This window comes from Actinokineospora guangxiensis, assembly GCF_042657845.1.
In the GTDB taxonomy this organism is placed as follows: Bacteria; Actinomycetota; Actinomycetes; order Mycobacteriales; family Pseudonocardiaceae; genus Actinokineospora; species Actinokineospora guangxiensis.
On the sequence record NZ_JBHSKF010000021.1, the window covers coordinates 55,648 to 79,133 of the forward strand.

The 23,486-nt window shown below is 73.1% G+C and carries 22 protein-coding genes and 1 pseudogene; 8 read left to right on the plus strand and 15 right to left on the minus strand.

What is annotated here, in order from left to right; translation table 11 throughout:
• The first annotated feature begins 92 nt into the window (after positions 1-92).
• Genes metX through ACFPM7_RS29035 form a run of 3 tightly spaced genes read left to right on the plus strand, consistent with a single transcriptional unit; the run spans position 93 to position 3,122 of the window.
• Complete coding sequence (metX, locus tag ACFPM7_RS29025) at positions 93-1,289, plus strand: homoserine O-acetyltransferase MetX (RefSeq protein ID WP_378251021.1); 1,197 nt, start codon at positions 93-95, stop codon at positions 1,287-1,289.
• A 13-nt stretch (positions 1,290-1,302) separates the two neighbouring features.
• On the plus strand, positions 1,303-2,643 hold the full coding sequence (locus tag ACFPM7_RS29030) for an O-acetylhomoserine aminocarboxypropyltransferase/cysteine synthase family protein (protein WP_378251022.1): 1,341 nt from the start codon (positions 1,303-1,305) through the stop codon (positions 2,641-2,643).
• Positions 2,640-3,122: a CoA-binding protein gene (locus ACFPM7_RS29035; protein ID WP_378251023.1), complete on the plus strand. Its 483-nt coding sequence runs from the start codon at positions 2,640-2,642 to the stop codon at positions 3,120-3,122. The genes ACFPM7_RS29030 and ACFPM7_RS29035 overlap by 4 nt, the downstream gene beginning before the upstream one ends.
• On the opposite strand, the gene ACFPM7_RS29040 is transcribed toward ACFPM7_RS29035, so the two are convergent.
• Both ACFPM7_RS29040 and ACFPM7_RS29045 read right to left on the minus strand, forming a co-directional pair.
• The gene (locus tag ACFPM7_RS29040; protein WP_378251024.1) at positions 3,094-3,426 is read right to left on the minus strand and encodes a hypothetical protein; all 333 of its coding nucleotides are present in this window, start codon (positions 3,424-3,426) and stop codon (positions 3,094-3,096) included. The two genes, ACFPM7_RS29035 and ACFPM7_RS29040, sit on opposite strands and share 29 nt — an antisense overlap.
• Positions 3,427-3,448: 22 nt before the next feature.
• Positions 3,449-4,105: a GOLPH3/VPS74 family protein gene (locus ACFPM7_RS29045; RefSeq protein WP_378251025.1), complete on the minus strand. Its 657-nt coding sequence runs from the start codon at positions 4,103-4,105 to the stop codon at positions 3,449-3,451.
• A gap of 101 nt (positions 4,106-4,206) precedes the next feature.
• On the opposite strand from ACFPM7_RS29045, the gene ACFPM7_RS29050 reads away from it, so the two are divergent.
• Positions 4,207-4,410 (plus strand): DUF3072 domain-containing protein, encoded by a 204-nt coding sequence (locus ACFPM7_RS29050; RefSeq protein ID WP_378251026.1) that lies wholly within the window; start codon positions 4,207-4,209, stop codon positions 4,408-4,410.
• Between the two features lie 120 nt (positions 4,411-4,530).
• Positions 4,531-5,799 (plus strand): SLC13 family permease, encoded by a 1,269-nt coding sequence (locus ACFPM7_RS29055; RefSeq protein WP_378251027.1) that lies wholly within the window; start codon positions 4,531-4,533, stop codon positions 5,797-5,799.
• Here ACFPM7_RS29055 and ACFPM7_RS29060 read toward each other — a convergent pair.
• The gene (locus ACFPM7_RS29060; RefSeq protein ID WP_378251028.1) at positions 5,796-8,471 is read right to left on the minus strand and encodes a glycoside hydrolase family 9 protein; all 2,676 of its coding nucleotides are present in this window, start codon (positions 8,469-8,471) and stop codon (positions 5,796-5,798) included. The two genes, ACFPM7_RS29055 and ACFPM7_RS29060, sit on opposite strands and share 4 nt — an antisense overlap.
• Positions 8,472-8,561: 90 nt before the next feature.
• Complete coding sequence (locus ACFPM7_RS29065) at positions 8,562-9,161, minus strand: DUF1349 domain-containing protein (RefSeq protein ID WP_378251029.1); 600 nt, start codon at positions 9,159-9,161, stop codon at positions 8,562-8,564.
• 370 nt (positions 9,162-9,531) lie between these two features.
• Here ACFPM7_RS29065 and ACFPM7_RS29070 point away from each other — a divergent pair, with 370 nt between their 5' ends.
• Entirely contained in the window at positions 9,532-9,717 is a 186-nt protein-coding gene (locus ACFPM7_RS29070; RefSeq protein ID WP_378251030.1) for a glycoside hydrolase family 12 protein, read from the plus strand.
• Here ACFPM7_RS29070 and ACFPM7_RS29075 read toward each other — a convergent pair.
• From ACFPM7_RS29075 to ACFPM7_RS29090, 4 genes and pseudogenes are all read right to left on the minus strand, one after another.
• Positions 9,714-11,120, minus strand: a complete 1,407-nt coding sequence (locus tag ACFPM7_RS29075) for a rhamnulokinase (RefSeq protein ID WP_378251031.1) — start codon at positions 11,118-11,120, stop codon at positions 9,714-9,716. The two genes, ACFPM7_RS29070 and ACFPM7_RS29075, sit on opposite strands and share 4 nt — an antisense overlap.
• Entirely contained in the window at positions 11,117-13,147 is a 2,031-nt protein-coding gene (locus ACFPM7_RS29080) for a bifunctional aldolase/short-chain dehydrogenase (protein WP_378251032.1), read from the minus strand. The genes ACFPM7_RS29075 and ACFPM7_RS29080 overlap by 4 nt, the downstream gene beginning before the upstream one ends.
• Positions 13,144-14,310, minus strand: a complete 1,167-nt coding sequence (gene rhaI / locus ACFPM7_RS29085) for an L-rhamnose isomerase (RefSeq protein WP_378251033.1) — start codon at positions 14,308-14,310, stop codon at positions 13,144-13,146. The genes ACFPM7_RS29080 and rhaI overlap by 4 nt, the downstream gene beginning before the upstream one ends.
• Positions 14,310-14,680 (minus strand): annotated as a pseudogene (locus tag ACFPM7_RS29090) (L-rhamnose mutarotase). The gene rhaI and the pseudogene ACFPM7_RS29090 overlap by 1 nt, the downstream one beginning before the upstream one ends.
• A 116-nt stretch (positions 14,681-14,796) precedes the next feature.
• Between ACFPM7_RS29090 and ACFPM7_RS29095 the strand changes: the two are divergent.
• On the plus strand, positions 14,797-15,840 hold the full coding sequence (locus ACFPM7_RS29095; RefSeq protein WP_378251034.1) for a LacI family DNA-binding transcriptional regulator: 1,044 nt from the start codon (positions 14,797-14,799) through the stop codon (positions 15,838-15,840).
• 47 nt (positions 15,841-15,887) lie between these two features.
• Here the strand turns inward: ACFPM7_RS29095 and ACFPM7_RS29100 are convergent, their stop codons facing one another.
• From ACFPM7_RS29100 to ACFPM7_RS29120, 5 genes are all read right to left on the minus strand, one after another.
• Positions 15,888-17,468, minus strand: coding sequence for a carbohydrate binding domain-containing protein (locus ACFPM7_RS29100; protein ID WP_378251035.1), 1,581 nt, complete (start codon positions 17,466-17,468; stop codon positions 15,888-15,890).
• Positions 17,469-17,588: 120 nt separating this feature from the next.
• Positions 17,589-18,479, minus strand: a complete 891-nt coding sequence (locus ACFPM7_RS29105; protein ID WP_378251036.1) for an NAD(P)H-binding protein — start codon at positions 18,477-18,479, stop codon at positions 17,589-17,591.
• 92 nt (positions 18,480-18,571) lie between these two features.
• Positions 18,572-19,060: an AbfB domain-containing protein gene (locus ACFPM7_RS29110; RefSeq protein ID WP_378251037.1), complete on the minus strand. Its 489-nt coding sequence runs from the start codon at positions 19,058-19,060 to the stop codon at positions 18,572-18,574.
• Between the two features lie 328 nt (positions 19,061-19,388).
• Positions 19,389-20,000: an AbfB domain-containing protein gene (locus ACFPM7_RS29115; RefSeq protein ID WP_378251038.1), complete on the minus strand. Its 612-nt coding sequence runs from the start codon at positions 19,998-20,000 to the stop codon at positions 19,389-19,391.
• A gap of 471 nt (positions 20,001-20,471) precedes the next feature.
• Positions 20,472-20,963 carry an FBP domain-containing protein gene (locus ACFPM7_RS29120; protein ID WP_378251039.1) on the minus strand — a complete coding sequence of 164 codons (492 nt, stop codon included), beginning with the start codon at positions 20,961-20,963 and terminating at the stop codon, positions 20,472-20,474.
• A gap of 60 nt (positions 20,964-21,023) precedes the next feature.
• Between ACFPM7_RS29120 and ACFPM7_RS29125 the strand changes: the two genes are divergently transcribed.
• Positions 21,024-21,593, plus strand: coding sequence for a TetR/AcrR family transcriptional regulator (locus tag ACFPM7_RS29125; RefSeq protein WP_378251040.1), 570 nt, complete (start codon positions 21,024-21,026; stop codon positions 21,591-21,593).
• On the opposite strand, the gene bla is transcribed toward ACFPM7_RS29125, so the two are convergent.
• Entirely contained in the window at positions 21,594-22,508 is a 915-nt protein-coding gene (gene bla, locus ACFPM7_RS29130) for a class A beta-lactamase (protein ID WP_378251041.1), read from the minus strand.
• Entirely contained in the window at positions 22,505-23,470 is a 966-nt protein-coding gene (locus ACFPM7_RS29135) for an MBL fold metallo-hydrolase (RefSeq protein ID WP_378251042.1), read from the minus strand. The genes bla and ACFPM7_RS29135 overlap by 4 nt, the downstream gene beginning before the upstream one ends.
• Positions 23,471-23,486: the final 16 nt, after the last annotated feature.

Genomic DNA, 23,486 nt, shown 5'->3' on the forward strand with positions numbered 1-23,486 from the left:
CGGGATCAGGGCTCCTGACCTGCATGTTCTCGTGATGTGGGAGGGCGTTCCACTCCGGTGGCGAGGCTCCGCGGCGTAGTTATGATGCGGTCATGGTGCCCGCGTCGACGCTCGCGGCCGGATCGGTCGGCATCGCGGAGACGCGACACCTCGACCTGCCCGGCCCGCTGTCCCTCGACTGTGGACGCGAGCTGTCCGGCGTGCGGATCGCCTACGAGACCTACGGGACGCTCTCGCCCCGGCGCGACAACGTCATCCTCGTCTGCCACGCCCTCAGCGGGGACGCCCACGCCGCGGGCCGCTCGGCCGAGCGGCCCGCGGCGGGCACCCGCGACGGGTTCGGCGCCGAGGACCGCGACGGCGCCGCGGGCGGCGCGCTCGGCTGGTGGGACGGGATGATCGGCCCCGGCAAGGCGTTCGACACCGACCGGTACTTCGTGGTCTCCACCAACCTCCTCGGCGGCTGCCGGGGCACGACCGGCCCGTCGTCGCCCAACCCGGAGACGGGCGCTCCCTACGGCTCCGCCTTCCCGGTGATCACCGTCGCGGACATGGTCCGCGCGCAGCGCGCCTTCCTCGACGCGCTCGGCGTCGAGCGCCTCGCCGCGGTGGCGGGCGGCTCGCTCGGCGGCATGCAGGCGCTGGAGTGGGCGACGCGCTACCCCGACCAGGTGGACTCCATCGTGGTCATCGCCAGCACGCACGCCTTGCAGCCGCAGGGCGTGGCGTGGAACGCGATCGCCCGCGAGGCCATCATGCGGGACCCGGCCTGGTGCGGCGGGGACTACTACGGCACCGGCAGCGCGCCGGACGCGGGCATGGGCGTGGCCAGGATGGTCGGCCACATCACCTACCTCTCCGCGCCCGCCCTGCACGACAAGTTCGGCCGCAGGCTCCAGTCCGCCGACGACCTGCGCTACACCCTCACCGAGCCCGAGTTCGAGGTGGAGAGCTACCTGCGCCACCAGGCGGACTCGTTCGTCAAGCGCTTCGACGCCAACACCTACCTCACGCTCTCCCGCGCGCTGACCTACTTCGACCTGGCCCGCGGGCACGGCGGCTCGCTGGAGCGCGCGCTGGGCGGGATCTCGGCCCGCACGCTGCTGATCACCTTCAGTTCCGACTGGCTCTACCCGCCCGCGGCCTCGCAGGAGATCGACGCCGCGCTGCGCGCCCTGGGCAAGCCGACCGAGCTGCACCTGATCGACGCGCCGTACGGCCACGACTGCTTCCTGCTGGAAGAAGAACGACAGACACCGATCGTCCGCCGGTTCCTGGCGGGCGGGTGAGGACGGGGAACTGGTGAGCGAGCACCCGCACCGGGTGGAGCCGGAGCACGAGTTCGGCTTCGAGACGCGGCAGCTGCACGCCGGGCAGCGGCCGGACCCGAACACCGGCGCCCGCGCGGTGCCGATCTTCCAGACGACCAGCTACGTGTTCGAGGACCCGGAGTCGGCCGCGGCGTACTTCAACCTCCAGGAGTATGGGAACACGTACTCGCGCATCATGAACCCGACGGTCGCGGTGTTCGAGGAGCGGGTGGCGAACCTGGAGGGCGCCGCGGGCGCGGTGGCTTTCGCCAGCGGCATCGCCGCCCAGGCCGCCGCCCTGTTCACCCTGCTTCAGCCGGGCGACCACGTGGTGTCGTCCTCGGCGCTCTACGGCGGCACCGTCAACCAGTTCAAACACCTGCTGCGCAAGCTGAACGTCGAGCTGACCTGGGTGGACCCCGACGACATCGGCGCCTGGCGCGCGGCGGTGCGGGAGAACACCAAGGCGTTCTTCGCCGAGACCATCGGCAACCCGGCGGGCAACGTGCTCGACATCGAGGCCGTCGCCGCACTCGCCCACGAGCACGGTCTGCCGCTGGTCGTGGACAACACCTTCGCCACGCCGTACCTGTGCCGCCCGATCGAGTGGGGCGCCGACATCGTGGTGCACTCGGCCACCAAGTTCATCGGCGGGCACGGGACCAGCATCGGCGGCGTGGTCGCCGAGGCGGGCACGTTCGACTGGTCCAACGGCCGGTTCCCGGTCGTCGCCGACCCGTCGCCCGCCTACCACGGCCTCCAGTTCCACGAGACGTTCGGCACCTACGGCTACCTGATGAAGCTGCGCGCGGAGACGCTGCGCGACCTCGGCGGCGCCATGTCGCCGTTCAACGCCTTCCTCTTCCTGCAGGGGCTGGAGACGCTGTCGCTGCGCATGGAGCGCCACGTCGCCAACGCCCGCCGGGTCGCGGAGTTCCTGGCCGGGCACGACCTGGTGTCCCGGGTCAGCTACCCGGACCTGCCGTCGAGCCGGTACCGGCCGCTGGTCGGCAAGTACCTGCCGAAGGGCGCGGGCGCGGTGTTCTCCTTCGACGTCGCGGGCGGGCGCGCGGGCGGGCAGGCGTTCCTGCGCGGGCTGACCCTGTGGTCGCACCTGGCCAACGTCGGCGACGCCAAGAGCCTCGTCATCCACCCGGCGAGCACCACCCACCGCCAGCTCGGCGACGACGAGCTGGCCGCGGCGGGCGTCGGCCCCGGCACCATCCGCCTGTCGGTCGGCACCGAGTCGGCCGAGGACCTCATCTGGGACCTGGAGCAGGGCTTCGCCCAGGTCGCTGAAACCGCTGCCGTGCTCGCGAAGGAGGCGGTGTGACCGACCTGGCGCGCTACCAGAACCCCCTGGACATCCAGCGGGTCCTCAACGCGGCGAAGACGATCGCGGTCGTCGGCCTGTCGAACAACGAACTGCGGGCGAGCCACTTCGTCGGCTACTACCTCCAGCGCCACGGCTACCGGGTGATCCCGGTGAACCCGCGCGCCACCGAGATCCTCGGCGAGACCAGCTACCCGAGCCTGCTGGACGTGCCCGAGCCCGTCGACACCGTCACCGTCTTCCGCGCGCCGGACGCGCTGCCCGGCATCGCCGAGGAGACCGTGCGCATCGGCGCCGGGGCCATCTGGTGCCAGTTCGGCGTGGTCAACGCCGAAGGCGCGCAGATCGCCGAGGACGGCGGCGTGTCGGTGGTGATGGACCGCTGCATCAAGGTCGAGCACGCGCGCTACGTCGGACGCATGCACTGGCTCGGCTTCAACACCCAGCGGATCACGTCGGTGCGGTCCGGGCTGCAGTAGGCCTCGGCGGGAGGGGCGGGCCGTCAGCACCCAGAAGCCGCTGCCGGGGATGGGACTCGCCGCCTCCAGCGCGAACCCGGCGGCGGCGTGCCGTCGTCGCCGCCGACGTCGAGCGCCACGCGGTGGGCGGCGAACTCGTGCGGGGCGGCAGGCGTTCGGCGACCATCCTGGTGGCATCGCGCATGGACGCGTTGACCAGTGCGGACTTCACCGGGTCCTCGCTCACCTTGGCGAGGAACGGCTTGCCGTACACCTCGGTGAACGACGTCTGCCCGGGGTGGTCGCCGCGCGGCAGACGGGTCACCCAGCCCAGATGGGTGCCGTTGTCAGGTGGTGCCCGCCGTGGTCGCGCCGGTCGAGGCGATCACCGCGACCATGACCGCGCTCTGCACCTCCTGCACGGCCTTGCGCACGGCGGCGGCGGCCCAGTCGCCCACGGCGATCTGCTTGGCGCGCCGCTTGGCGGCCTTCTTGTCGTCGGCTGGGATGACCCTGGTGACGACGTCCATCGCGTGCAGCAGCGCGATCAGCGCGCCGGTCCGCCCGTCCGGTTCGGCCGTGCCCGCCAGGACGGCGGCCAGGTGGGCGCGCAGGGTGGTCTCGCGCGAGGCGTCGGCGGTGGGCAGGCGGGTGGTGGGGAACAGGCCCAGCACCTTCTTCTCGTCGCGGCGCAGGATTCCGGCCTCGACCAGGTCGTCGGCGAGGTGGTCGCGCAGGCCCTTCGCGAGCGGGCCGAGGACGTTCTTCGGCTTCTGGCCGTCGCGCTCGCGGACCACGGCCAGCGCTTGGGCGAGCACCGGCTCCGGCGGGGTCGGCCCCGGCTTCGCGGCCAGGCGGCCGTCGGCCACCCCGACCAGATCGCGCTCGGCGAGGTCCACCAAGACCGCGCCCGCGAGCGCCTTGTCCGGTTCGGACATGCCGAACGAGACCTTCCCGGACTCGTCGTCGATGAGCAGGAGCAGCAGGTCGTGGGCCACAAGCATGCCGTCGAGGCTAGCTCCGGCGCGCGCGGTCCGCCGGACGGTCCTACCATCGAACCGGTGTTCGACTCCCCGTCGGGGGGAGCGCGCTGAGGAGGAAACGGATGGCCGAGCAGGACGTCACGCCGAACCCGGAGAAGGACCCGGCCGACTGGGTCACCGGCGACGAGCCGATGACCGGACCGCAGGCGTCGTACCTGTCCACGCTCGCCAGGGAGGCGGGCGAGGAGGTGCCGGACGGTCTGAGCAAGGGGGAGGCCTCCGAGCTGATCGACCGCCTCCAGGAGCGGACCGGCCGGGGGACCTGAGACCCGCGCGCGGTGACCGCGGGCACAGCCGAGGCCACCGCGCGGGGTGCGAGACTGGGGCGAACTCCTGGGGCCGCGCCTGCCGACCCGTGACCGGGTTCGCGGAGGTGCGTGCTGGGCGTGGGATGGACCGAGGTCGTCTCGGCGGGATTGCTGCTGGCCGTGCTCGGATTCGCCGTGGCGCGGCCACGAGGGCTGCCGGAAGCCGTGGCGGCGGTGCCCGCGGCGCTGGCCGTGGTGCTGCTCGGCGCGATCGGGCCCGCGGCGGCGTGGGACGAGGTCACCCGGCTGGCGCCGGTCGTCGGATTCCTGGCCGCGGTGCTGGTGCTGGCCAAGCTGTGCGACGACGAGGGCCTGTTCCAGGCGGCGGGCGCGGTGATGGCCAGGGTCGCGCGGGGCAGGCCGCGCAGGCTGCTGCTTGCGGTGTTCGTGCTGGCGAGCGCCATCACGGCGGTGCTCAGCCTGGACGCGACCGTGGTGCTGCTGACCCCGGTCGTGCTGGCCACGGCGGCGCGCATGGGCGTGCGGGCCCGACCGCACGTGTTCGCCTGCGCCCACCTGGCCAACTCCGCGTCACTGGTGCTGCCGGTGTCGAACCTGACGAACCTGCTCGCCGTGGCGGCGACGGGGATCTCGTTCCTGCGGTTCACCGCGCTGATGGCGCTGCCGTGCCTGGTGGCGGTCGTCGTGGAGTACCTGGTCTTCCGCCGCTTCTTCGCCGCCGACCTGGCGGGTACGACACCGCACCCGCCCGAGGCCGCACCCGCGACCGGGCCGGGCGGCGCCGGGGCGCGGCTGCCCGCGTTCGTGCTGTGGGTGCTGGGGGCGACGCTGGTGGGCTTCGTCGCGGCGTCGCTGGTGGGGGTCGGGCCGGGGTGGGTGGCCTTTGGCGGCGCGGCGGTGCTCGCGGTGCGGGCGCTGCGGCGGCGGCGCACGAGCGTCGCGGGGATCGCGCGGGCGGCGAACGTGCCGTTCCTCGCCTTCGTCCTGGCGCTCGCGGTCGTGGTGCGCGCCGTGGTGGACAACGGGCTCGCCGAGGCGCTGGCCGACGTCCTGCCGACCGCGGACAGTCTGCCGAGTCTGCTCGCCGCGGCGGCCGTCGCCGCCGTGCTCGCCAATCTGATCAACAATCTCCCGGCCGTGCTCGTCCTGCTGCCGCTGGCCGCGACCGGCGGGGTCCCAGCCGTGCTGGCGGTCGTCATCGGCGCGAACCTCGGGCCGAACCTCACCTACGTCGGCTCGCTGGCCACGCTGCTGTGGCGGCGCATCCTGCACCACCACGACGCCCACCCGACCCTGTCGGAGTTCACCAGGCTGGGCCTGATCACCGTGCCGCTCACGCTCGTCACGGCCGTGACGGCGCTGTGGGCGGGTGTGCACCTGTTCTAGGGCTCGACTCCCCAGCTGAGCGCGCCGTTGGTGTAGGCGGTGACCTGAGGAGCGTCGCGGTAGGCGGCGGTCGCGCCCGTGTAGCTGTGGTCGTCGGCCTGGTTGAGGGGGGACCAGTCGGACTTGGCGATGCGCAGCTGGACCTCCCCGGTGTCCTGGCCAGGCGGCACGGTGCCGGAGGTGAACGCGACCTGCACGTAGTGGTCGGCGCCCGGTTTCGCCGACGGCAGGCGCACGACGCTCAACCGGACGTTGGCGCAGCCGACCCTGGCGTAGTCGCACCAGACCTGGAAGGTCTGCGCGCCGTCGCCGGTGAACCAGTAGCGGGCGGTCGTCGTCGCCAGGGCGACGGCGCTGGTTCCGGTGTTGGCGATCAGGACCGCGCCGCGGATCTGGTTGTCCACCGGCCCGGAACTGGTGGTCCTGTGGCGCACCAGCAGCGGCCCGGTCGGGTCGGGCTCGGACTCGGCGCCGGTGCGCACCGCCAGCGGGGTGCTCGCCGGTGAGGTGTTGCCCGCGGCGTCGCGGGCGCGCACCGCGAAGGAGTAGTCGGTGCCCGGCGTCAGCCCGGAGACCACCAGCGACGTCGTCGTCGCCCGGCCGACGACCGCGCCGCCGGAGAGCACCTGGTACTCGGCGACCCCGACGTCGTCGCTGGCCGCGGTCCAGGCCAGGCTCGCGGTCCGCGCGCCGACCGACGTCGTCCGCAGGCCCGTCGGCGCGGTGGGCGCCTCGGTGTCGGGGACCGGCTCGCCCGGCGTTTCGCCCCACAGCACGCCGGAGGCGTCGGCGATCACGATGCGGTCGGTGGTCGTGCCGGTCGTGCCCGGCGGCAGGCCCTGGTAGGACCAGTCGTTGGTCGGGTCCCAGGCGCCCGAGCTGGTCAGGCGCAGCTGGATCTCGCGCCGCCACGCGCTCTGCCCGGCGGGCGCGATGTCGCCCTGGCACACCACCTCGACGTAGTGCACCGCCCCGGCGACCTGCCGTGGCGCCGAAGGCGCGCCGCACTGGTTGTAGTTGGTGGTCGCGGTGATCTGGCCCGCCGTGGTCGTGCCGTCCAGGGTGAAGTAGTAGCGCACCGCGCCGTCGCGCACCGCCCGGGCCGGGAACGCCGACTTGTTGTAGGCGAACATCTTCACCTCGGTGAAGGTCGGCGCCGACTGGGTGACGCTGGCCTGGGCGTAGATCTCGTCGCCGTCCGTGGTCTCGGCCACCGGGAAGTTCGCCGTCGGGGTGCCGCCGAACTGGTCGTAGACCTTGACCAGGGCGCTGGTGAAGCCCGCGTTGTAGTCCAGCGCGACCTCGTTGGCGACGTAGTCGGTGCGATCGTCCACATAGGCGTCATTGTTGGTTGAGGGGCCGCCGACCAGCGCGCCGTAGAGCACGTGCCGGTTCACCGCGGGGGACTGCATGGTGTCCAGCCACGCGCCGTGCGCGGTGCGGTGGTGCGGATTGCGCGGCGGGTTCGCGCCGAAACCGACGACGTAGCTGGAGGAGCGCGGGTTGTCGCCGAGGATGTAGTCGATCTGGCGGACGCCGAAGTCGTGGTAGCGGGCTCTGCGGGTGGCGTCGGTGACGTTCTCGGCGTGCACCATGGCGACGAAGGCGGTGTTGGCCGCGTAGCGCAGCGAGCCCCAGGTGTCCAGGACGGCCTGGCCGCCGGGGGAGTAGCGCACCCGCTGGCCGTTGTGGCCGGTGGTCCAGAAGTCCAGCCAGCGGTTGGCGTCGGTGAAGTACTTCTGGTTCCCGGTCAGCTCGGCGAGCAGCACATAGGCGCCGTAGGACTTGTCGTCCCAGGCGATGGTCCACTTGTACTTGCGCTCGGTGCTCTGCTGCTCGGTGCCGAGCTTGTCGTACTCGGCCTCGGCCTTGGCCAGGTAGCGGGCGTCACCGGTGGCCTTGTGGAGCCAGATCGCGCCCCAGACCAGCTCGTCCTGGTAGCCGCTCCACGACCGGTAGAAGTTGCGCGCGTCGGTGATGCAGTCGCTGTAGTTGCCCCGGTGGGTGTCGGCGAAGGTGAACAGCTGCACGGCGTGGGTGCGCAGGGTCGCGGCGTAGGCGGGGTCGCTGTCGCGGAAGACCAGGGACGCCGCGGCCGTCGCGGCGGCGTACTCGCCCGCGAGGTCGGACCCGGGGCAGGACGCGTCGACCTTGTAGGCGGGCCGGGCCATGGGCATGACCTCGGCCGGGCCCCACCACTTGTGGTCGTCGTCGCCGTTGCCGACCTGGCCGTAGACGGTGTTCGGCTCCGGGTGCGCCTTGATGATCCAGTCGGTGCCCCACTTGAGGTTCGCCTTGAGGTGCGCGAGCTGCCCGGAGCGGGCGTAGGCCTCGGGCTCCTCCACCGCGCCCCAGGCGAGCATGGTCATCGACGCCGCGAACGGGAGCCCGAACTTGACGTGGTCGCCCGCGTCGTAGAACCCGCCGGTCAGGTCGACCGAGCCCGCCCGGTCGCCGAGTGCGGAGTCCCCGCGCCAGGACACCCGGTTGGCCGCGCCGAGGTCGCCGGAGCGCTGCGCGTCGTAGAACCACAGCGACTTCTGCAGCGCCTCGGCGTAGTTGAAGGCGGGCGCGGCCTGCGCGGCCCCCGACACCGCGACCGGAACGACGGCGCCCGCGACTCCCGCGACGAGCGCGGCCCCCACCACCGCCCGAACGACCCGAGTGATCACGACCGCGTCCTCCCTCGAAGCCCGGACAATGCGCTGGGAGCGCTCCCAACGCACTGTAGACCCGGGCCCGGGACTTTGGGAACAGCCCACTCAGGTCCCGTCGCGCAGATCCTTGGGAGCCGACGGGGTGAAGCGGATGTCGGAGAAGACGCTCGTGCAGCCCTTGCCCGTCGGGGACTGGGACAGGAAGCCGACCCTGGCCGGAACGCCGAGGGCGAAGTAGCGGATCAGCCGCCAGTAGACGCCGTCCTCGGAGGCGTGGAAGGCATGAGCCTCGCCGGTGCGGGTGACGCGCAGCCAGGACGCCGGGGCGTCGAGGTCGAAGGAGTTCGCGTCGTCGGACTCGCCCCTGGTCACGACCGAGACGATGCTGGGCTCGCCCTGCGGGGTGAACTCGCAGCACAGCTTCGCCCAGTGGCGCTCGTCGGCGTGCACGAGCAGGACGCCCGCGTCGAAGGTGGCGTGGAAGCCGACCTCGACCTTGGCGCTGAGCTGGTAGTCCCCGGCGGGCGGCTCCCCGAGCAGGCGGAACGCGTCGGGCGACTGCGCCGAGCCCGCGGGGTCGACGAACAGGTCGGTGCCCGCGCCCGCCGCGATGGTCACCTGGTCGGGGGAGGACGTCCAGGAGGCGGGCTCGGGGCCGTCCGGCGCGAAGGGGAACGGCACGCCGTCGAGGGTGATCTGGGTCATGGTGCACAAGGTAGCCGCGCCGAGGTGTCGACGTCGGCGGGCGTCGTTCGACGAACTCGTTCGACACCAGAGCGAGCGAGGAAGCCGAGCGAACGGGGTGCGGAGGAAGGTCGGGGCGCGGATGGCGGTCGTGCCGGCCGCTGTTGGCGGGCTGCTCGTCGGGACGACCGGGACCGCCAGTGCGACGGCCTGAGCAGGTTGGCCAGCTCCTTCGACGTGACCAGGCCCAGTTCCGGCGCGTATGCCACGGCCTACGGCAGCTGGGCGGACAACCACGCCTGCGAGGTCATGATCTGGGTCAACAGGCAGAGCGCGGTCGGTCCGATCGGCGGTCGGGTGACGACGGTGTCGGTGGGGCCACACCTGGGACGTGCGCCGGGGCTCGAACGAGGTGTTCTCCTTCGCGCGGACCGGGTACACCAACGCGGGCACCGTCGATCAGCGCTCGCGGCTGGTGGGGCGATGGGACGGCCAACGACGTGCGGTTCGGGTTCGAGATCACCTCGTCGGCGGGGGCATGGAGTTCCGCGCCAACAGCTTCTCCATCACGGGCTAGGGGTGCAGCCGCCGTTCGGCCGCGTCCCAGTCGGCCCGGCCGGACGGGCGGTGGGAACGCATCGGCTGGGTCGTGCGCACCAGTGCCCGCATGGCGGGGAGGTCGGTCAGGTCCGCACCCAAGGTGCGGGCCTGCACGAGGATGTTGCCCAGTGCCGTCGCCTCCACCGGACCCGCCAGGACGGGCAGGCCGCAGGCGTCGGCGGTCAGCGCGCACAGCAGGTCGTTGCGCGCGCCGCCGCCGACGATGTGGACGACCTCCACCCGCACGTCCGCCAGCTCGGCCGCCTGGCGCACCGTCCTGCGGTAGGCGAGGGCGAGGCTGTCCAGCACGCACCGCACGAACTCCGGCGGCGTGCGCGGGACCGGCTCGCCCGTGCGGGCGCACGCGGCCACGATGCGCGCGGCCATGTCCCCCGGCGGCAGGAACGCCGGGGCATCGACGTCCACCACCGATCGCAGGCCGGGGGACTCGGCCGCCGCCGCGAGCACGGTGTCGAGGCCGACATCCAGCGTGCGCAGCAGTTCGGTGAGGACCCACAGGCCCATCACGTTGCGCAGGAACCGGATCGTGCCATCCACACCGGACTCGTTGGTGAAGTTCGCCAGCATCGCCGCCTCGCCCAGCTCCGGCTCGGCGAGTTCCAGGCCCACCAGCGACCACGTCCCCGAGGAGATGTAGGCGAAGCGCGCGCCCGGTTCGGCGGGCACGGCGGCCACGGCCGAGGCGGTGTCGTGCGAGCCGACCGTGATCACCGGGACGCCGGCGAGGTCGTGCTCGGCGAGCACCGGCCCGACGACCGTCCCCGGGTCGCGCAGCGGGGGAAGCAGCCGGGGCGGGATGCCGACGCGCGCGGCCAGCTCCGCCGCCCAGGTCCGGGCGCGGACGTCGTAGAGCTGGGTGGTGGAGGCGTTGGTGCGCTCGGCGCCCACGGAACCGGTCAGCCAGTACCCCAGCAGGTCCGGGATCAGCAGCGCCGTCTCCGCCGACTCCAGTCTGTCCCCTTCGGACAGGAGCTGATAGAGCGTGTTGAACGGCAGCCGCTGCGACCCCGTCACCGCGAACAGCTCCCGCTCGGGGACGTCCAGGCCCTCCATGATCCCGTCGGTGCGGGAGTCGCGGTAGTGCACCGGGTTGCCCAGCAGGGCCCCGCGGGCGTCCAGCAGGCCGTAGTCCACCGCCCACGAGTCGATCCCGACCCCGTCGACCCGGCCTGCCGCGCGCACCCCGGCGAGCACCTCGCGGAACAGCCCGAGGACGTCCCAGTGCAGCGTCCCGGCCACCCGCACCGGTCCGTTGGGGAAGCGGCGCACCTGCTCGGCCCGCAGCTCCCCGCGCCCCACCGACCCGACGATGACCCGTCCGCTGGAGGCCCCCAGGTCGACCGCGGCGACCCTGGTCACCGGACGAACGCCGCCGCGACCCCCGCGTCAACGGGGACGTGCAGCCCGGTGGTGTGGGTCAGCTCGCCCCCGGCCAGCGCGAAGACCGCGGCGGCCACGTGCTCGGGCAGGACCTCGCGCTTGAGGATCGTGCGCTGGGCGTAGAAGGCCCCCAGTTCCTCCTCGGGCACCCCGTAGACGGCCGCCCGCTGGGCCCCCCACCCGCCCGCGAAGATCCCCGACCCGCGCACGACACCGTCCGGGTTGACGCCGTTGACCCGGATGCCGTGCTCGCCCAGCTCGGCGGCCAGCAGCCGCACCTGGTGGGCCTGGTCGGCCTTCGCCGCGCCGTAGGCGAGGTTGTTCGGCCCGGCGAACACCGCGTTCTTGGACGAGATGTAGACGATGTCACCGCCCATGCCTTGGACGATCATGGCCGCCGCGGCGGCCTGCGAGACCAGGAACGAGCCCTTGGCCATGACGTCGTGCTGGATGTCCCAGTCCCGCTCGGTGGTCTCCAGCAGTGACTTGGAGATCGACAGCCCGGCGTTGTTCACCACCAGGTCGACCCCGCCGAAGGCCAGCGCCGCCGCGGCGACCGCCCCCCGCACGGCCTCGGCGTCGGTCACGTCGGCGGTGACCGCCACCGCCGCGTCCGGCCCGCCGATCCCGGCCGCCACGGCTCGCGCCGCCTCGCCGTCGAGGTCGGCGACGACCACGCAGGCGCCCTCGGCGGCGAGCCGTTCGGCGATCGCCCTGCCGATGCCCGATCCCGCGCCGGTGACCAGCGCGACCCGCCCGGCCAGCGGACGCGGCCTCGGCAGCCGCCGCAGCTTCGCCTCCTCCAGCGACCAGTACTCGATCCGGAACTTCTCGCTCTCGGCGATCGGCGCGTAGGTCGAGACCGACTCCGCGCCGCGCATGACGTTGATCGCGTTGACGTAGAACTCGCCCGCCACGCGCGCGGTCTGCTTGTCCTTGCCGAAGGAGAACATGCCCACGCCAGGGACGAGCACGATCGCCGGGTCCGCGCCGCGCATCGGCGGGCTGTCCGGGGTCGCGTGCCGCTGGTAGTAGGCGGTGTACTCGGCGCGGTAGTCCTCGTGCAGCTCCCTCAGCCGCGCGGTGACGTCCTCCAGCGGTGCGGTGGCGGGCAGGTCGAGCACCAGCGGCCGGACCTTGGTGCGCAGGAAGTGGTCGGGGCAGGAGGTGCCGAGCGCGGCGAGCGGCCCCAGCTTGGCCCGGGACAGGAAGTCCAGCACCACGTCGGTGTCGGTGAAGTGCCCGACCTGGCGCTGGTCGGTCGAGGCCAGCCCGCGCACCACCGGGGCCAGGGCCGCGGCCCGCGCGCGCCGCCGCGCCTCGGGCAGCGGCTCGAAGCCGGCCACCACCGGCCCGAACGGCTCGGCCGAGCCGTGCTCGGCCAGGAACGCCTCCGCCCCGCGGATGATCTCCAGCGAGTGCGCCTGGCACTCCTGCGACGTCGAGCCCCACGCGGTGATGCCGTGCCCGCCCAGGACCACCCCGATGGCGTCGGGGTTGGCGGCCTTCACCGCGGCGATGTCCAGCCCCAGCTGGAAGCCCGGCCGCCGCCAGTCCACCCACGCGACCCGCCCGCCGAAGCACCGCTCGGTGAGCGCGCGACCGTCGGCGGCGGTGGCCAGCGCGATCCCGGAGTCCGGGTGCAGGTGGTCGACGTGCGCGGCGTCGACCAGCCCGTGCATCGCGGTGTCGATCGACGGGGCCGCGCCGCCCTTGCCGTGCAGGCAGTAGTCGAACGCGGCGACCATCTCGTCCTCGCGCTCCACCCCCGGGTAGACCTCTACCAGCGCGCGCAGCCGGTCCAGCCGCAGCACGGCCAGGCCGGCCACGGTCAGCGTGCCCAGGTCGCCGCCGGAGCCCTTGACCCACAGCAGCTCGGTCGGCTCGGCCGTGACCGGGTCCACCGCCGACCCCTTGGCCGAGGTGTTGCCGCCCGCGTAGTTGGTGTTGCGGGGGTCCGAGCCCAGGGCGTTGCTGCGCGCGATCAGCTCCTCCGGCGTGCTCACGCGCCCCACCCCGCCTGCTCGCCGCCCACCCGCTCGGCCTCGATCGCCTGCTGGTAGCCGCTGCGCCGGTAGGCGGCGACCGGGTCGGGATCCAGCCCGGAGTCCGCGCGCAGCTCGGCGAGCAGCGGGCGCACGTCGGTGTTGTAGGCGTCCATCAGCACCGCGTTGGCCTCCAGCACGTCACCGGCGCGCTGGGCGGCGGCGAGGGCGTCGCGCTCGACCAGCAGCGCCTTCGCGGTGGCCTCCTGGACGTTCATCACCGAGCGGATCACCGCCGGGATCTTGGCCTCGATGTTGTGGCACTGGTCCAGCATGAAGTTGATGCCGCGCGCCGGGTCCAGCGCGCCCGCCCCGACGATCTCGTGCATGATCCGGAACAGCTGGAACGGGTCGGCCGCGCCGACCATCAGGTCGTCGTCGGCGTAGAAGCGGGAGTTGAAGTCGAACGCGCCGAGCCTGCCCTGGCGCAGCAGGAACGCGACGATGAACTCGATGTTGGTGCCCGGGGCGTGGTGGCCGGTGTCGATGCACACCGCGGCCCGCTCGCCCAGCTCCACGCAGTGCGCGTACGCCGTGCCCCAGTCCGGGACGTCGGTGGCGTAGAAGGCGGGCTCGAACAGCTTGTACTCCAGCAGCATGCGCTGGTGCCCGCCGAGGCGGTCGTAGGCCTCGCGCAGCGCGGCGGCGAGGCGGTCCTGGCGGGCGCGCAGGTCGTCCTGGCCGGGGTAGTTGAGACCGTCGGAGAACCACAGCTTGAGGTCGCGCGAGCCGGTCGCGTCCATGATCGCGACGGCGTCGAGCAGGTGGTCGGTGGCCTTGCGGCGGATGCCGGGGTCGGGGTTGGTGACCGAGCCGAGCTTGTAGTCGGGGTCCTGGAAGACGTTGGTGTTGATCGCCCCGATCTCCACCCCGAGGTCGGCGGCGTGGCGGGTCAGGGCGGCGTAGTCCTCGACGGCGTCCCACGGGATGTGCAGCGCCACGCTCGGCGCGACCCCGGTGAAGCGGTGCACCGTCGCCGCGTCGGCGATCTTCTCCTGTGGGGTGCGCGGCACGCCGGGCTGGGCGAAGACCTTGAACCGGGTGCCGGAGTTGGCGTAGCCCCACGACGGGGTCTCGATCCGCTGCGCCCGGAGTGCTTCTTTGACGCTCGCCCGGTCGGGCATCAGGTCTCCTCGCCATCGGGGCCATCGGGGCCATCGGGGCCATCGGGGCTGTCGGTGAGGTGGAACACCTCGGTGAGCGGGGCGCCCCCTCGTCGGAGCCGCGGCCGTCGAGCCCGGTGAAGTACTCGGCCATCTCGGCCTGCCAGCGGGCGTTGACCTCGGTGCCCGCCATCGCGGCCTGGGCGGCGGCGAGGTCGTCGGCCTCGACGCAGCCGATCAGCAGGCCGTCCTCGCGCAGGAAGGGCGAGTAGTTGCGCCAGCCGGTCTGGCCCAGCGCGGCCAGCATCTGCGGCCACACCGCGGCGTGGCGGGCGGCGTACTCGGCCCTGCGCTCCGGCTCCACCCGGAGGCAGAAGCAGTATCGGACCACGCTCACCCCAGGGCATTGAAAGGTTTCAAGTCGGTCTCGGCCAGGCTAGCTCGGCACATGAGGTACCGTCAACGACGGTGGGCAGGTCGGTTGAGACGTTTCAATCAGGGGGTCGGATGACGGGACAGGGCGATGCCGAGCCCAGGACTCCGGGGATCAAGGACGTGGCCGCCGCCGCGGGCGTCTCCCTCGGCACGGTGTCCAACGTCCTCAACCGGCCCAGCCGGGTCGCCCCGCACACCCGCGCCCGCGTGGAGGCGGCGATGGCGAAGCTGCGCTTCGTCCGCAACGACGCCGCCCGCCAGCTGCGCGCCGGGCGCAGCCAGGTCATCGGCTACGTCATGCTCGACGGCCGCAACCCGTTCTTCACCGACGTCGCCGCGGGCATGGAGGAGGCGACCGACGCCGACGACCTGTCGCTGTTCCTGTGCAACAGCGCCAACCTCGCCGAGCGCGAGCGCACCTACCTCGGCAGGCTCGAACAGCAGCGCGTGCAGGGCATCCTGATCACCCCCGTCGACCCGGACTCGCCGCTGCTGGACGAGATCGCCGCGCGCGGCACGCCGATCGTCATCGTGGACCGGACGCGCACGGTCACGACGCACTGCTCGGTCGCGGTGGACGACGTCTACGGCGGGGAGATCGCCGTGCGCCACCTCATCGAGCAGGGCCACGAGCGCATCGCCTTCATCGGCGGCCCGGCCTCGGTCGGCCAGGTCCGCGACCGGCGCGCGGGCGCCGTGCGCGCCCTGCGCGACGCCGGGCGCTCGCCTGATGGCCTGGTGGAGCTGGAGACCGCGTCGATGACCGTGCCCGACGGCGCGAACGCGGGCCGCAGGCTTGCCGGCCTGCGCGCCGCGAAACGCCCGACGGCCGCCTTCTGCGCCAACGACCTCGTCGCGCTCGGCCTGCTCCAGAGCTGTGCCGCCCTCGGCCTGCGGGTGCCGGAGGACCTCGCCATCGTCGGCTACGACGACATCGATTTCGCCGCGGGCGCGACCGTCCCGCTGACCTCGGTCAGCCAGCCCCGCCGCGCCCTGGGCCGCACCGCGGCCGAACTGCTGGTGCAGGAGACGGCCGACCCCGAGCACATCCACCAGCAGGTCACCTTCACCCCGGAACTGGTGGTGCGCGCCTCGACCGGCGTGGGCCGCGCCTGAGCGCCCGACTGTCCGGTGTGGACAGCCGGGCGCGGCGCGGGGGCGGATCAGCCGGTGAAACCCGCGGTGATCCTGGTGAACTCCCAGTTCGGGCCGTCGCGGTTGACCGACCAGAAGGCGAGGCGGCCGAGGTCGTTGGCGTTGGCCCAGTCGCGGATGCGGGTCCAGGTCTGCGCCGTGGTGATCTCGCCGACGTCGCTGCTGCCGTTCATGCCGGAGATGCCGACGTGGGCGTAGGCCTCGGCGTCGCTCCAGCCGAAGACCGACCGGAGCTTGTCCTTGAGGGCCACGGTGGAGGTGACCGTGGCGGCGTACATGTCCGCGTGGCCGTCGAAGTTGAACGGCATGATGGTGAAGTTGTCGATGTCGGCGCCGAGGGCGTGCGCCCGCTCGATCAGCCGGTTGCCCCACGAGCTGGGGCCGCTGATGTAGGTCGGGAAGGTGAGGATCGTCTTCAGGCCGGGGTTGTTCTGCTTGACGATCTTCAGCGCGGTCAGGACCCGGTCCTGCACGGCGGCGTTCTCGAACTCGTCGGTGTTCTCGATGTCGACGTCGATGGCGTTGAGGTCGTAGGCGTCGATCACCTTCTGGTAGGCGCCCGCAAGCGCTTCCGGCGTCGCGCAGTTCGGGCCGAGCTTGTTGCCGCTCCACCCGCCGATCGAGGGCACCACGTCACCGCCCGCGGCGCGGATGGCCTGGATGGTCGACTGGTCGATCCCGCCGAGCAGCGGTCGCTGGCTGTCCCACGCCGGATTGCAGCCGTTCTGCGCGAGGATGAACGCCATCGTGTACCAGCGAACGCCGGTCGAGCGCATGACCTCGGTCGCGCTCGGCGGGTTGCCCCAGCCGAGGTAGAGGTAGGGCGCGGCCTGGATGAACCGGTCGCCGCCACCACCGCCCTGCGCTGTCGTCGCCACGACCGCGATCGAGACGGGCGAGGTGTTGCCCGCGGCGTCCTTGGCGCGCACGGTGAAGATGTAGCGCGTGTCGGGGGACAGGCCCGTCACCGTCGCGGTGGTGCCGGTGACCGAGGTCGTCGTGCCGCCCTCGCGGATCACGTCGTAGCCGGTCACGCCGACGTTGTCGGAGGCGGCGTTCCAGGCCAGCGACACGCTGGTCGCGCTCACCCCGGTGACCCTCGGGTTGCCGGGGACCGTCGGGGCCTGGGTGTCGTTGCCGCCGCCGGGTCCGTCGAGGCTGACGTCGTCGGCGTGGTAGGTCCCCTGGCCGTACCAGCCGTGCAGGTAGACCTGGGCGCTGGTCTGGGACGCGCCGGTGGTGAAGGAGACGGTGAGCTTGGTGTAGGCCGACGCCGACGGCGTCCAGGTGGCCGCGCCGCCGTTCACCCCCAGGTGGACGTAGTTGCCGCGCACCCACGCGGTGAGCGCGTACGCCGTGGACGGCCGCACGGTGACGGTCTGCGCGCAGCGGGCGTTGTCGCTCGCGGTGGCCGCGCCCGCGAGCGCGCCGGAGCCCGCGCGCACGGGCGAGGTGACGACCGAGCCGGTCCCGCCGGAGCAGGACCAGCCGGACAGCGAGCCCGCCTCGAATCCGGGGTTGGTGAGCAGGTTCGCCGCGACGGCCGGGGTGGCCGTCAGCAGGCCTCCTGCGAGGAATGCGGCTCCCACTAGGGTGAGCGCGCGGTGACGGGTACGCACGGGACCTCCCGGTGCAGGGTGGGATTGGTCTGGACCTCATTGAAGTCCAGGCCGCCGACCCCGTCAACGGGCGTTCCCTCGACCGCCGACCTACCGCGCCAGCCGCGCCCGCTCGCCCAGAGCGTCCAGCACGGCCCGGTCGTAGTCCACCGGCTCGAACGGCACCAGCTCGCGGATCGCGGTGTCGCGCACCACGACCTCGTTGGACATCGAGTCCACCAGCGACCGCCCGGTGCGCAGGTCCACATCGGTGACCAGCGAGAGCCACCAGGACGACAGGCCGGGGGAGAGCAGCGGCACCGGCAGCGCCAGGTGCACGCGGCCCTGGATGAGCGCGACCCTGCGCATCATCTCCGCGTAGGTGAGCACCTCCGGCCCGCCGATCTCGTAGACCTGGCCCAGCGCCTCGTCCTTGTCGAGCACGCCGACCAGGTAGCGCACGGCGTCGTCCACCGCGATCGGCTGCGTCCGGGTGCGCACCCAGCGCGGGGTGATCATCGCGGGCAGGTGCTCGACCAGCTGGCGGGTGATCTCCCACGACACACCGCCGTGGCCGATGATGATCCCGGCCCGCAGCACGGTCACCGGCACGCCCGCCGCGCCGAGCAGCTCCTCGACCTCACGGCGGCTGCGCAGGTGGTCGGACAGCCCGTCGGCCTGATCACCGAGCCCACCGAGGTACACCACGCGCCGCACCCCGGCGTCGGCTGCGGCCCGCCCGAAGGCGCGGGCGGCTGCGGCGTCGCGCTCCACGAAGTCGGCCGAGTCCAGCGAGTGCACCAGGTAGTAGGCGGCGTCGGCATCCTTGAGCGCGTCGGCCAGCGAGTCGGGGTCGTGCACGTCGCCGCGCACGGGCTCGCCCGCCCCGTCGTAGGACTCCGGCCCGCGCGTCATCGCCAGCACCTCGTGCCCGGCCTCGACCAGCGCGGGGCACAGCCGCCGACCGACGAACCCGGACGCTCCCGCCACCAGTACCCGCACCCGGCGATCCTCCCCCGGCGCGCGGGCCACCGCGACTCGGCAGGAGGCCGGGGGCCGCCGCGGCGCTCTCCTGGCGACGGCCCCCGGCCAGCTCATTCCAGGACGAACGCCGCGTCCGCCCGGCCCGTGGCGTCGGCGAGCCCGGCGCGGCGGTGGACGCTCGCGTCGGAGCCGAACGGCGCGGAGCCGTCGCCGCGCCCGACGCAGAGCTGGAAGTCGCGGTGGCGCAGGAAGTACCCGGGGACGTTGGTCGACTCCAGCGACACCGTGCCCGACCCGGCCGGGCCCGCCACGACCCGGAACTGCGAGTCCGCCAGCGGCGCGAGGTCCGCCTCGATCCGCGCCCGGTACTCCCAGTGCCGCACGAACCGGTCCGGGTAGTTGTCGGACTCCAGCCGCACGGGCGAGGCGCCGTCGGGCACGGGGATGCCGAAGTCCGGCGTGCCGTCGGAGCGCCAGTAGAGCTTCTGCACGCGGGTGCGGCGGTTCGGGTCGTTGAGCGGGTCGCCGGAGATGTCGCGGTAGTCGCGGGAGTGGTAGACGAGGATGTCGCCGGCCTGCGCCCAGGTCAGGTAGCGCACGCCGTTGACGGTGAAGGTTGAGGCGTCGAGGGCGAAGGTGTCCCACGGGGCTGATGCCGCCGCGCTCGGTCCAAGTGCCGGACAGCGGGTTGGCCGAGGAGTTCTGCAGCACGTACATGCGGATGCGCCACACGTCGTCGCTGCGGCCCGCGGCGAAGCAGATGTACCACTTGCCGTTGATGTGGTGGATCTCCGGCGCCCGGATGTGCGCGCCCATCTCGCCGCTGCCGTGCTTCCACCAGATCACCTGCTCGGGTGCGCTCGCCAGGCTCTGGATCGCGGTGGCCCGCCGCAGGATGATTGTGCCGTTCATGGGCGCTCCCGGGGGTCAGGACAGCGGCGCGGTCACGGTGAAGGAGGCGTCGCCTGCGAACACCGAGCCCGCGGCGCGCTGGTCGAGCCGTAGTTCGCAGTTGTCGTGGCGCGGGTGGCGGCCGGGGTTGTTGACCGACTGGAACGAGTAGCAGTTGCCGTTGGCCAGGCCCGAGCGGACGGTGAAGGTGGCGTCGGCGCGCTCGGTCGCCGTGCCGACCGGGTCGATGCGGACGTTCCCGTTCAGGTGGCGGACGTGCCGGTCCGGGAAGTGGGCCGAGCGCAGCGAGCGGTTGCCGGTGGCGATCTCGGTGCCGTCGCCGGACTCCTCGCGCAGCACGGTGAAGCGCCGGGCCGTGCCGGACAGGCCCGTCAGCTCCACTGTGGAGCCGAAGGAGGGCAGGTCCGCGCTGTCGGAGTAGTAGCGGCCCGCGCCGTACTGGTCGAAGTAGAGCCGCCATCGGTTGTCCGGCAGGCGCACCAGCGCGGGGCCTTCCAGGCCCGAGCCCCAGCCCGCCCAGTCGCCGGTGCCGACGAACCGCCACGGGCCCGACAGCGACGTGGCCGTCGCGTGCTCGATGTACTTGGTGGTCTCGTTCTTGAGGAAGTTGTGGTAGGTCCCGCCCACCTTGGCGATGGAGCTGTCGATGTAGTTCGCCGGGATGCCCAGCGCGACCGGGGACGTCCAGGTGGACAGGTCCGCGCCGGTGGCGGTGACCCGGTAGGGCCGGAACTGGCCCGCCGTTCCTGTGGTCGAGGCGGAGAACGCTGGGGTCGCGGTTCAGACCGGACGGCGGGCGGTAGGCGTTGCCGCGGACAAGGGTGAACGCGGTGGCGTTGGGTGAGTCGTAGACGTCCATGGTGGACTCGCTGCTGTTGGTGAACGCCGTGGCCGAGTAGACGATGCCGTACTGGCCGCGCGCGGCGTCCCAGAACGCCTCCGGCGCCCAGGTGTGCGTCGGCATCGAGTGCATCGTCAGCCGCCGGTAGCCGGGCAGGGTGCCGACTCCCGGGCGAGTGCGGCGCGCTTCAATACCCAGCGGTCAGGAAACGCGCCGCTGTTCCCCGAGCGGCCTGGTGATCGTGTTAGCGATAACAGTCAGCCGGTGACCTTGGCGAGGAACGCGGCGAGGTTGGCCGTGGTGCGGGCGGCCTTCTCCGGCACGGAGAGGGTTTCGCTGAGGCGGTCGCCCGGCGGGAGGTCCTTGAGACCGCGCAGGTAGAGCGAGCACGACAGGTCGGCGCACAGGTAGGTGCCGACGGTGTTGCCCAGCTTCCCCTCCTTGCCCGCCCGCGCCGCGACCATCAGCGAGACGCCGCCGGTGTGGGTCGTCAGGCACATCGCGCACATGCTGCGGCGGGGTCGGGTCGTCGACGGCGGCGGGCAGCGCAGGGCGAGCGCGCGCAGGCCGTCGCCGGTGGGGATCGCCAGGTAGGCGCGGTCGCTCGCCTGGGGATCTCGCCAGCCGAAGAAGTCCAGGTCGGGCCACGGGCGGGTGGCGAGGTCCTTCGGGACGGCCAGGCGCTTGGCCTCGCCCTTGCTGCAGTTGACGAAGGCGGCGCGGATCTGCGGCTCGGTGAGTGGCTCCATGGGGCCGACGGTAGGTAACCTATGAGTATTAGGCAAATGCTTAATGAGTGGAGGTATCGGATGCCGCGTGCCGGGCTGACCGCCGACAAGCTGGTCGCCGCCGGGGCCGAGCTGGCCGACGAAGCCGGGTTCGGCCAGGTCACGGTGGCCGCGCTGGCCAAGCGGTTCGGGGTGGCCGCCGCGAGCCTGTACTCCCACGTCGGCGGCACCGGCGACCTCAGGACGCGGGTCGCCCTGCTCGCCCTGGACGAGCTGGCCGACCGGGCGGCCGACGCGGTCGCGGGCCGGGCGGGCCGCGACGCGCTCGCCGCCCTCGCCGACGCCTACCGCGAGTACGCCGAGGCGCACCCCGGCCGCTACGCCGCGACCCGCCACCGCCTGGACCCGGCCACCGCCGCCGCGAGCGCGGGCCCCCGCCACGCCGCCCTCACCCGCGCCGTCCTGCGCGGCTACGGCCTGGCCGAGCCGGAGACCACCCACGCGGTGCGCTTCGTCGGCGCGACCGTCCACGGCTTCCTCGACCTGTCGGCGTCGGGCTCCTTCGCCCACAGCGAGCCGCACGCCCGCGCGTCGTGGACCCGCGCCCTCGACGCGCTCGACGCCGCCCTGCGCGCGTGGCCCACGCCGTGATCACGCCAGCGCGGTGATGGCGTGGCCCGCCGCTTCGGCGATGAGGGCCTCGTCGTGGTCGGCGTCCCGGGCGGAGCGGCTGGACATGATCGCGACCAGCAGCGGCGCGCCGCCGGGCGGCCAGACGACCCCGATGTCGTTGGCGGTCCCGTGGCTGCCGGTGCCGGTCTTGTCGGCGACCCGCCAGCCGTTGGCCCCCGCGCGGATGCGGCGGTCCCCGGTGGTGTTGCGCTCCATGAGCCCGCGCAGCAGGGCGCGCTTGTCCTCGGGCAGCGCGTCCCCGATGAGCACGTCCCGGAAGGTGCTGCCGAGGGCGCGCGGGGTGCTGGTGTCGCGCGGGTCGCCGGGGACGGCCGAGGTGATGTCGGGCTCCCAGCGGTCCATGCGGGTGGTGCGGTCGCCGAGGGAGCGGGTGAAGGCGGTCAGCGCGGCCGGGCCGCCGATCTCGCGCAGCAGCAGGTTGCCCGCGGTCCCGTCGCTGAAGCGCACGGCCGCGTCGCAGAGGGCGCGGATCGTCATGCCGGTCTCGACGTTGTCCTTGGTGATGAACGAGCTGGCCATGAGGTCGGCCTCGGTGTAGCGCACGACGGTGTCCAAACGCGACAGCGGATTGCCGCGGAGGACGGCCGCGGCGGCGAGGGCCTTGAAGGTCGAGCAGAAGGCGAAGCGCTCGTCGGCGCGGTGGGCCAGGGTGGCGCCGGTGGCGGTGTCGACGGCGTAGACGCCCAGTCGCGCGTCGAACTTCCGCTCCAAGGCCCGCAACGGCTCGGTGGGCAGGAGCCGCGGCGTCGTGGGGTCGGCTGTGGTGGGCAGGGTGGTGGGGACGGAACTGGTCGTGGGCGGGGTGGTCGGGGCCGCACAGGCGGCGAGGGGCAGGAGCGCGAGGCCGCCGAGGAAGGCGCGTCGGCTGGTCATCGGGCGCCGAACCGGTAGGGCGTGAGGTACTCGGGCAGCAGCACGCGGGTGCGCGGGGACGCGGCGCGGACCGCGCGGACGAAGGCGTCCAGGCGCTCGCGGTCGCGCGGGACCACCGGGGGCGGGTTGCGCAGCTCGGTCTCGAAGTCGTCCCAGTGCACCGGCACCACCGTCCTCGGGTGGTCGAGCGCGGCGAGCAGGCGGGGCGCGTAGTCGGCGGTGGCGTCGGTCGAGGGCACCGCGACCATGGCGACGTCCGGGGCCAGGCCGGCGAGGTCGCGCTCCACGAAGTCGCTGGCGCCCATGAAGAACACCGACGGACCGCCGCGCACGCGCAGCAGGTAGGCGAGCGTGTCGCCCTCGGGCAGGTCCGCGATCGTCGCGGGCCGCGGCGGCACCGCGTGCCGCACCCCGGGGAAGGCCATCGAGTAGCCCGCGTTGCGGCTGTGCAGCGCGGCCACCACCTCGACGGTGTGGTCGCCGAAGTCCAGCACCTCGCCGCCCTTGACCGGGCTGAGCTGTGCCTCGGGCAGGCCGAACGCCTGGCCGACGTGGTAGGTGGTCAAGGTGCCGAACACCCGGGCGCCCGAGGCGGCGGCGAGGTGCGGGACGTCGGCGAAGTGGTCCCAGTGGGTGTGGGTCACCAGGATCGAGGCCGGGTCGCCGGGGAGGTCGGCGATGCGCTCCTCGTCGACGGTCAGCGGGGTCGCGGGGTTGAACGGCGGGCTGAACAGGCCGGTGCTGAAGCGGCTGAGGAACGGGTCGACCAGCACGGTGGTCGCGCCGATGTCGACGCGCCAGCCCGCGCAGCCCAGCCAGCGGAACACCGCGCCCCCGGTTCTGCCCCCGGTGCTGCCCCCGGTACTGCCCCCGTGCGCCGCTGCCGTGGCGGGCAGCGCGGTGACCGCGACCCCTGCCGCCGTGGCGCCCAGGAACCCGCGCCTGCCGATCGTCACGTCCATCTGTGTTCCCCCGCCG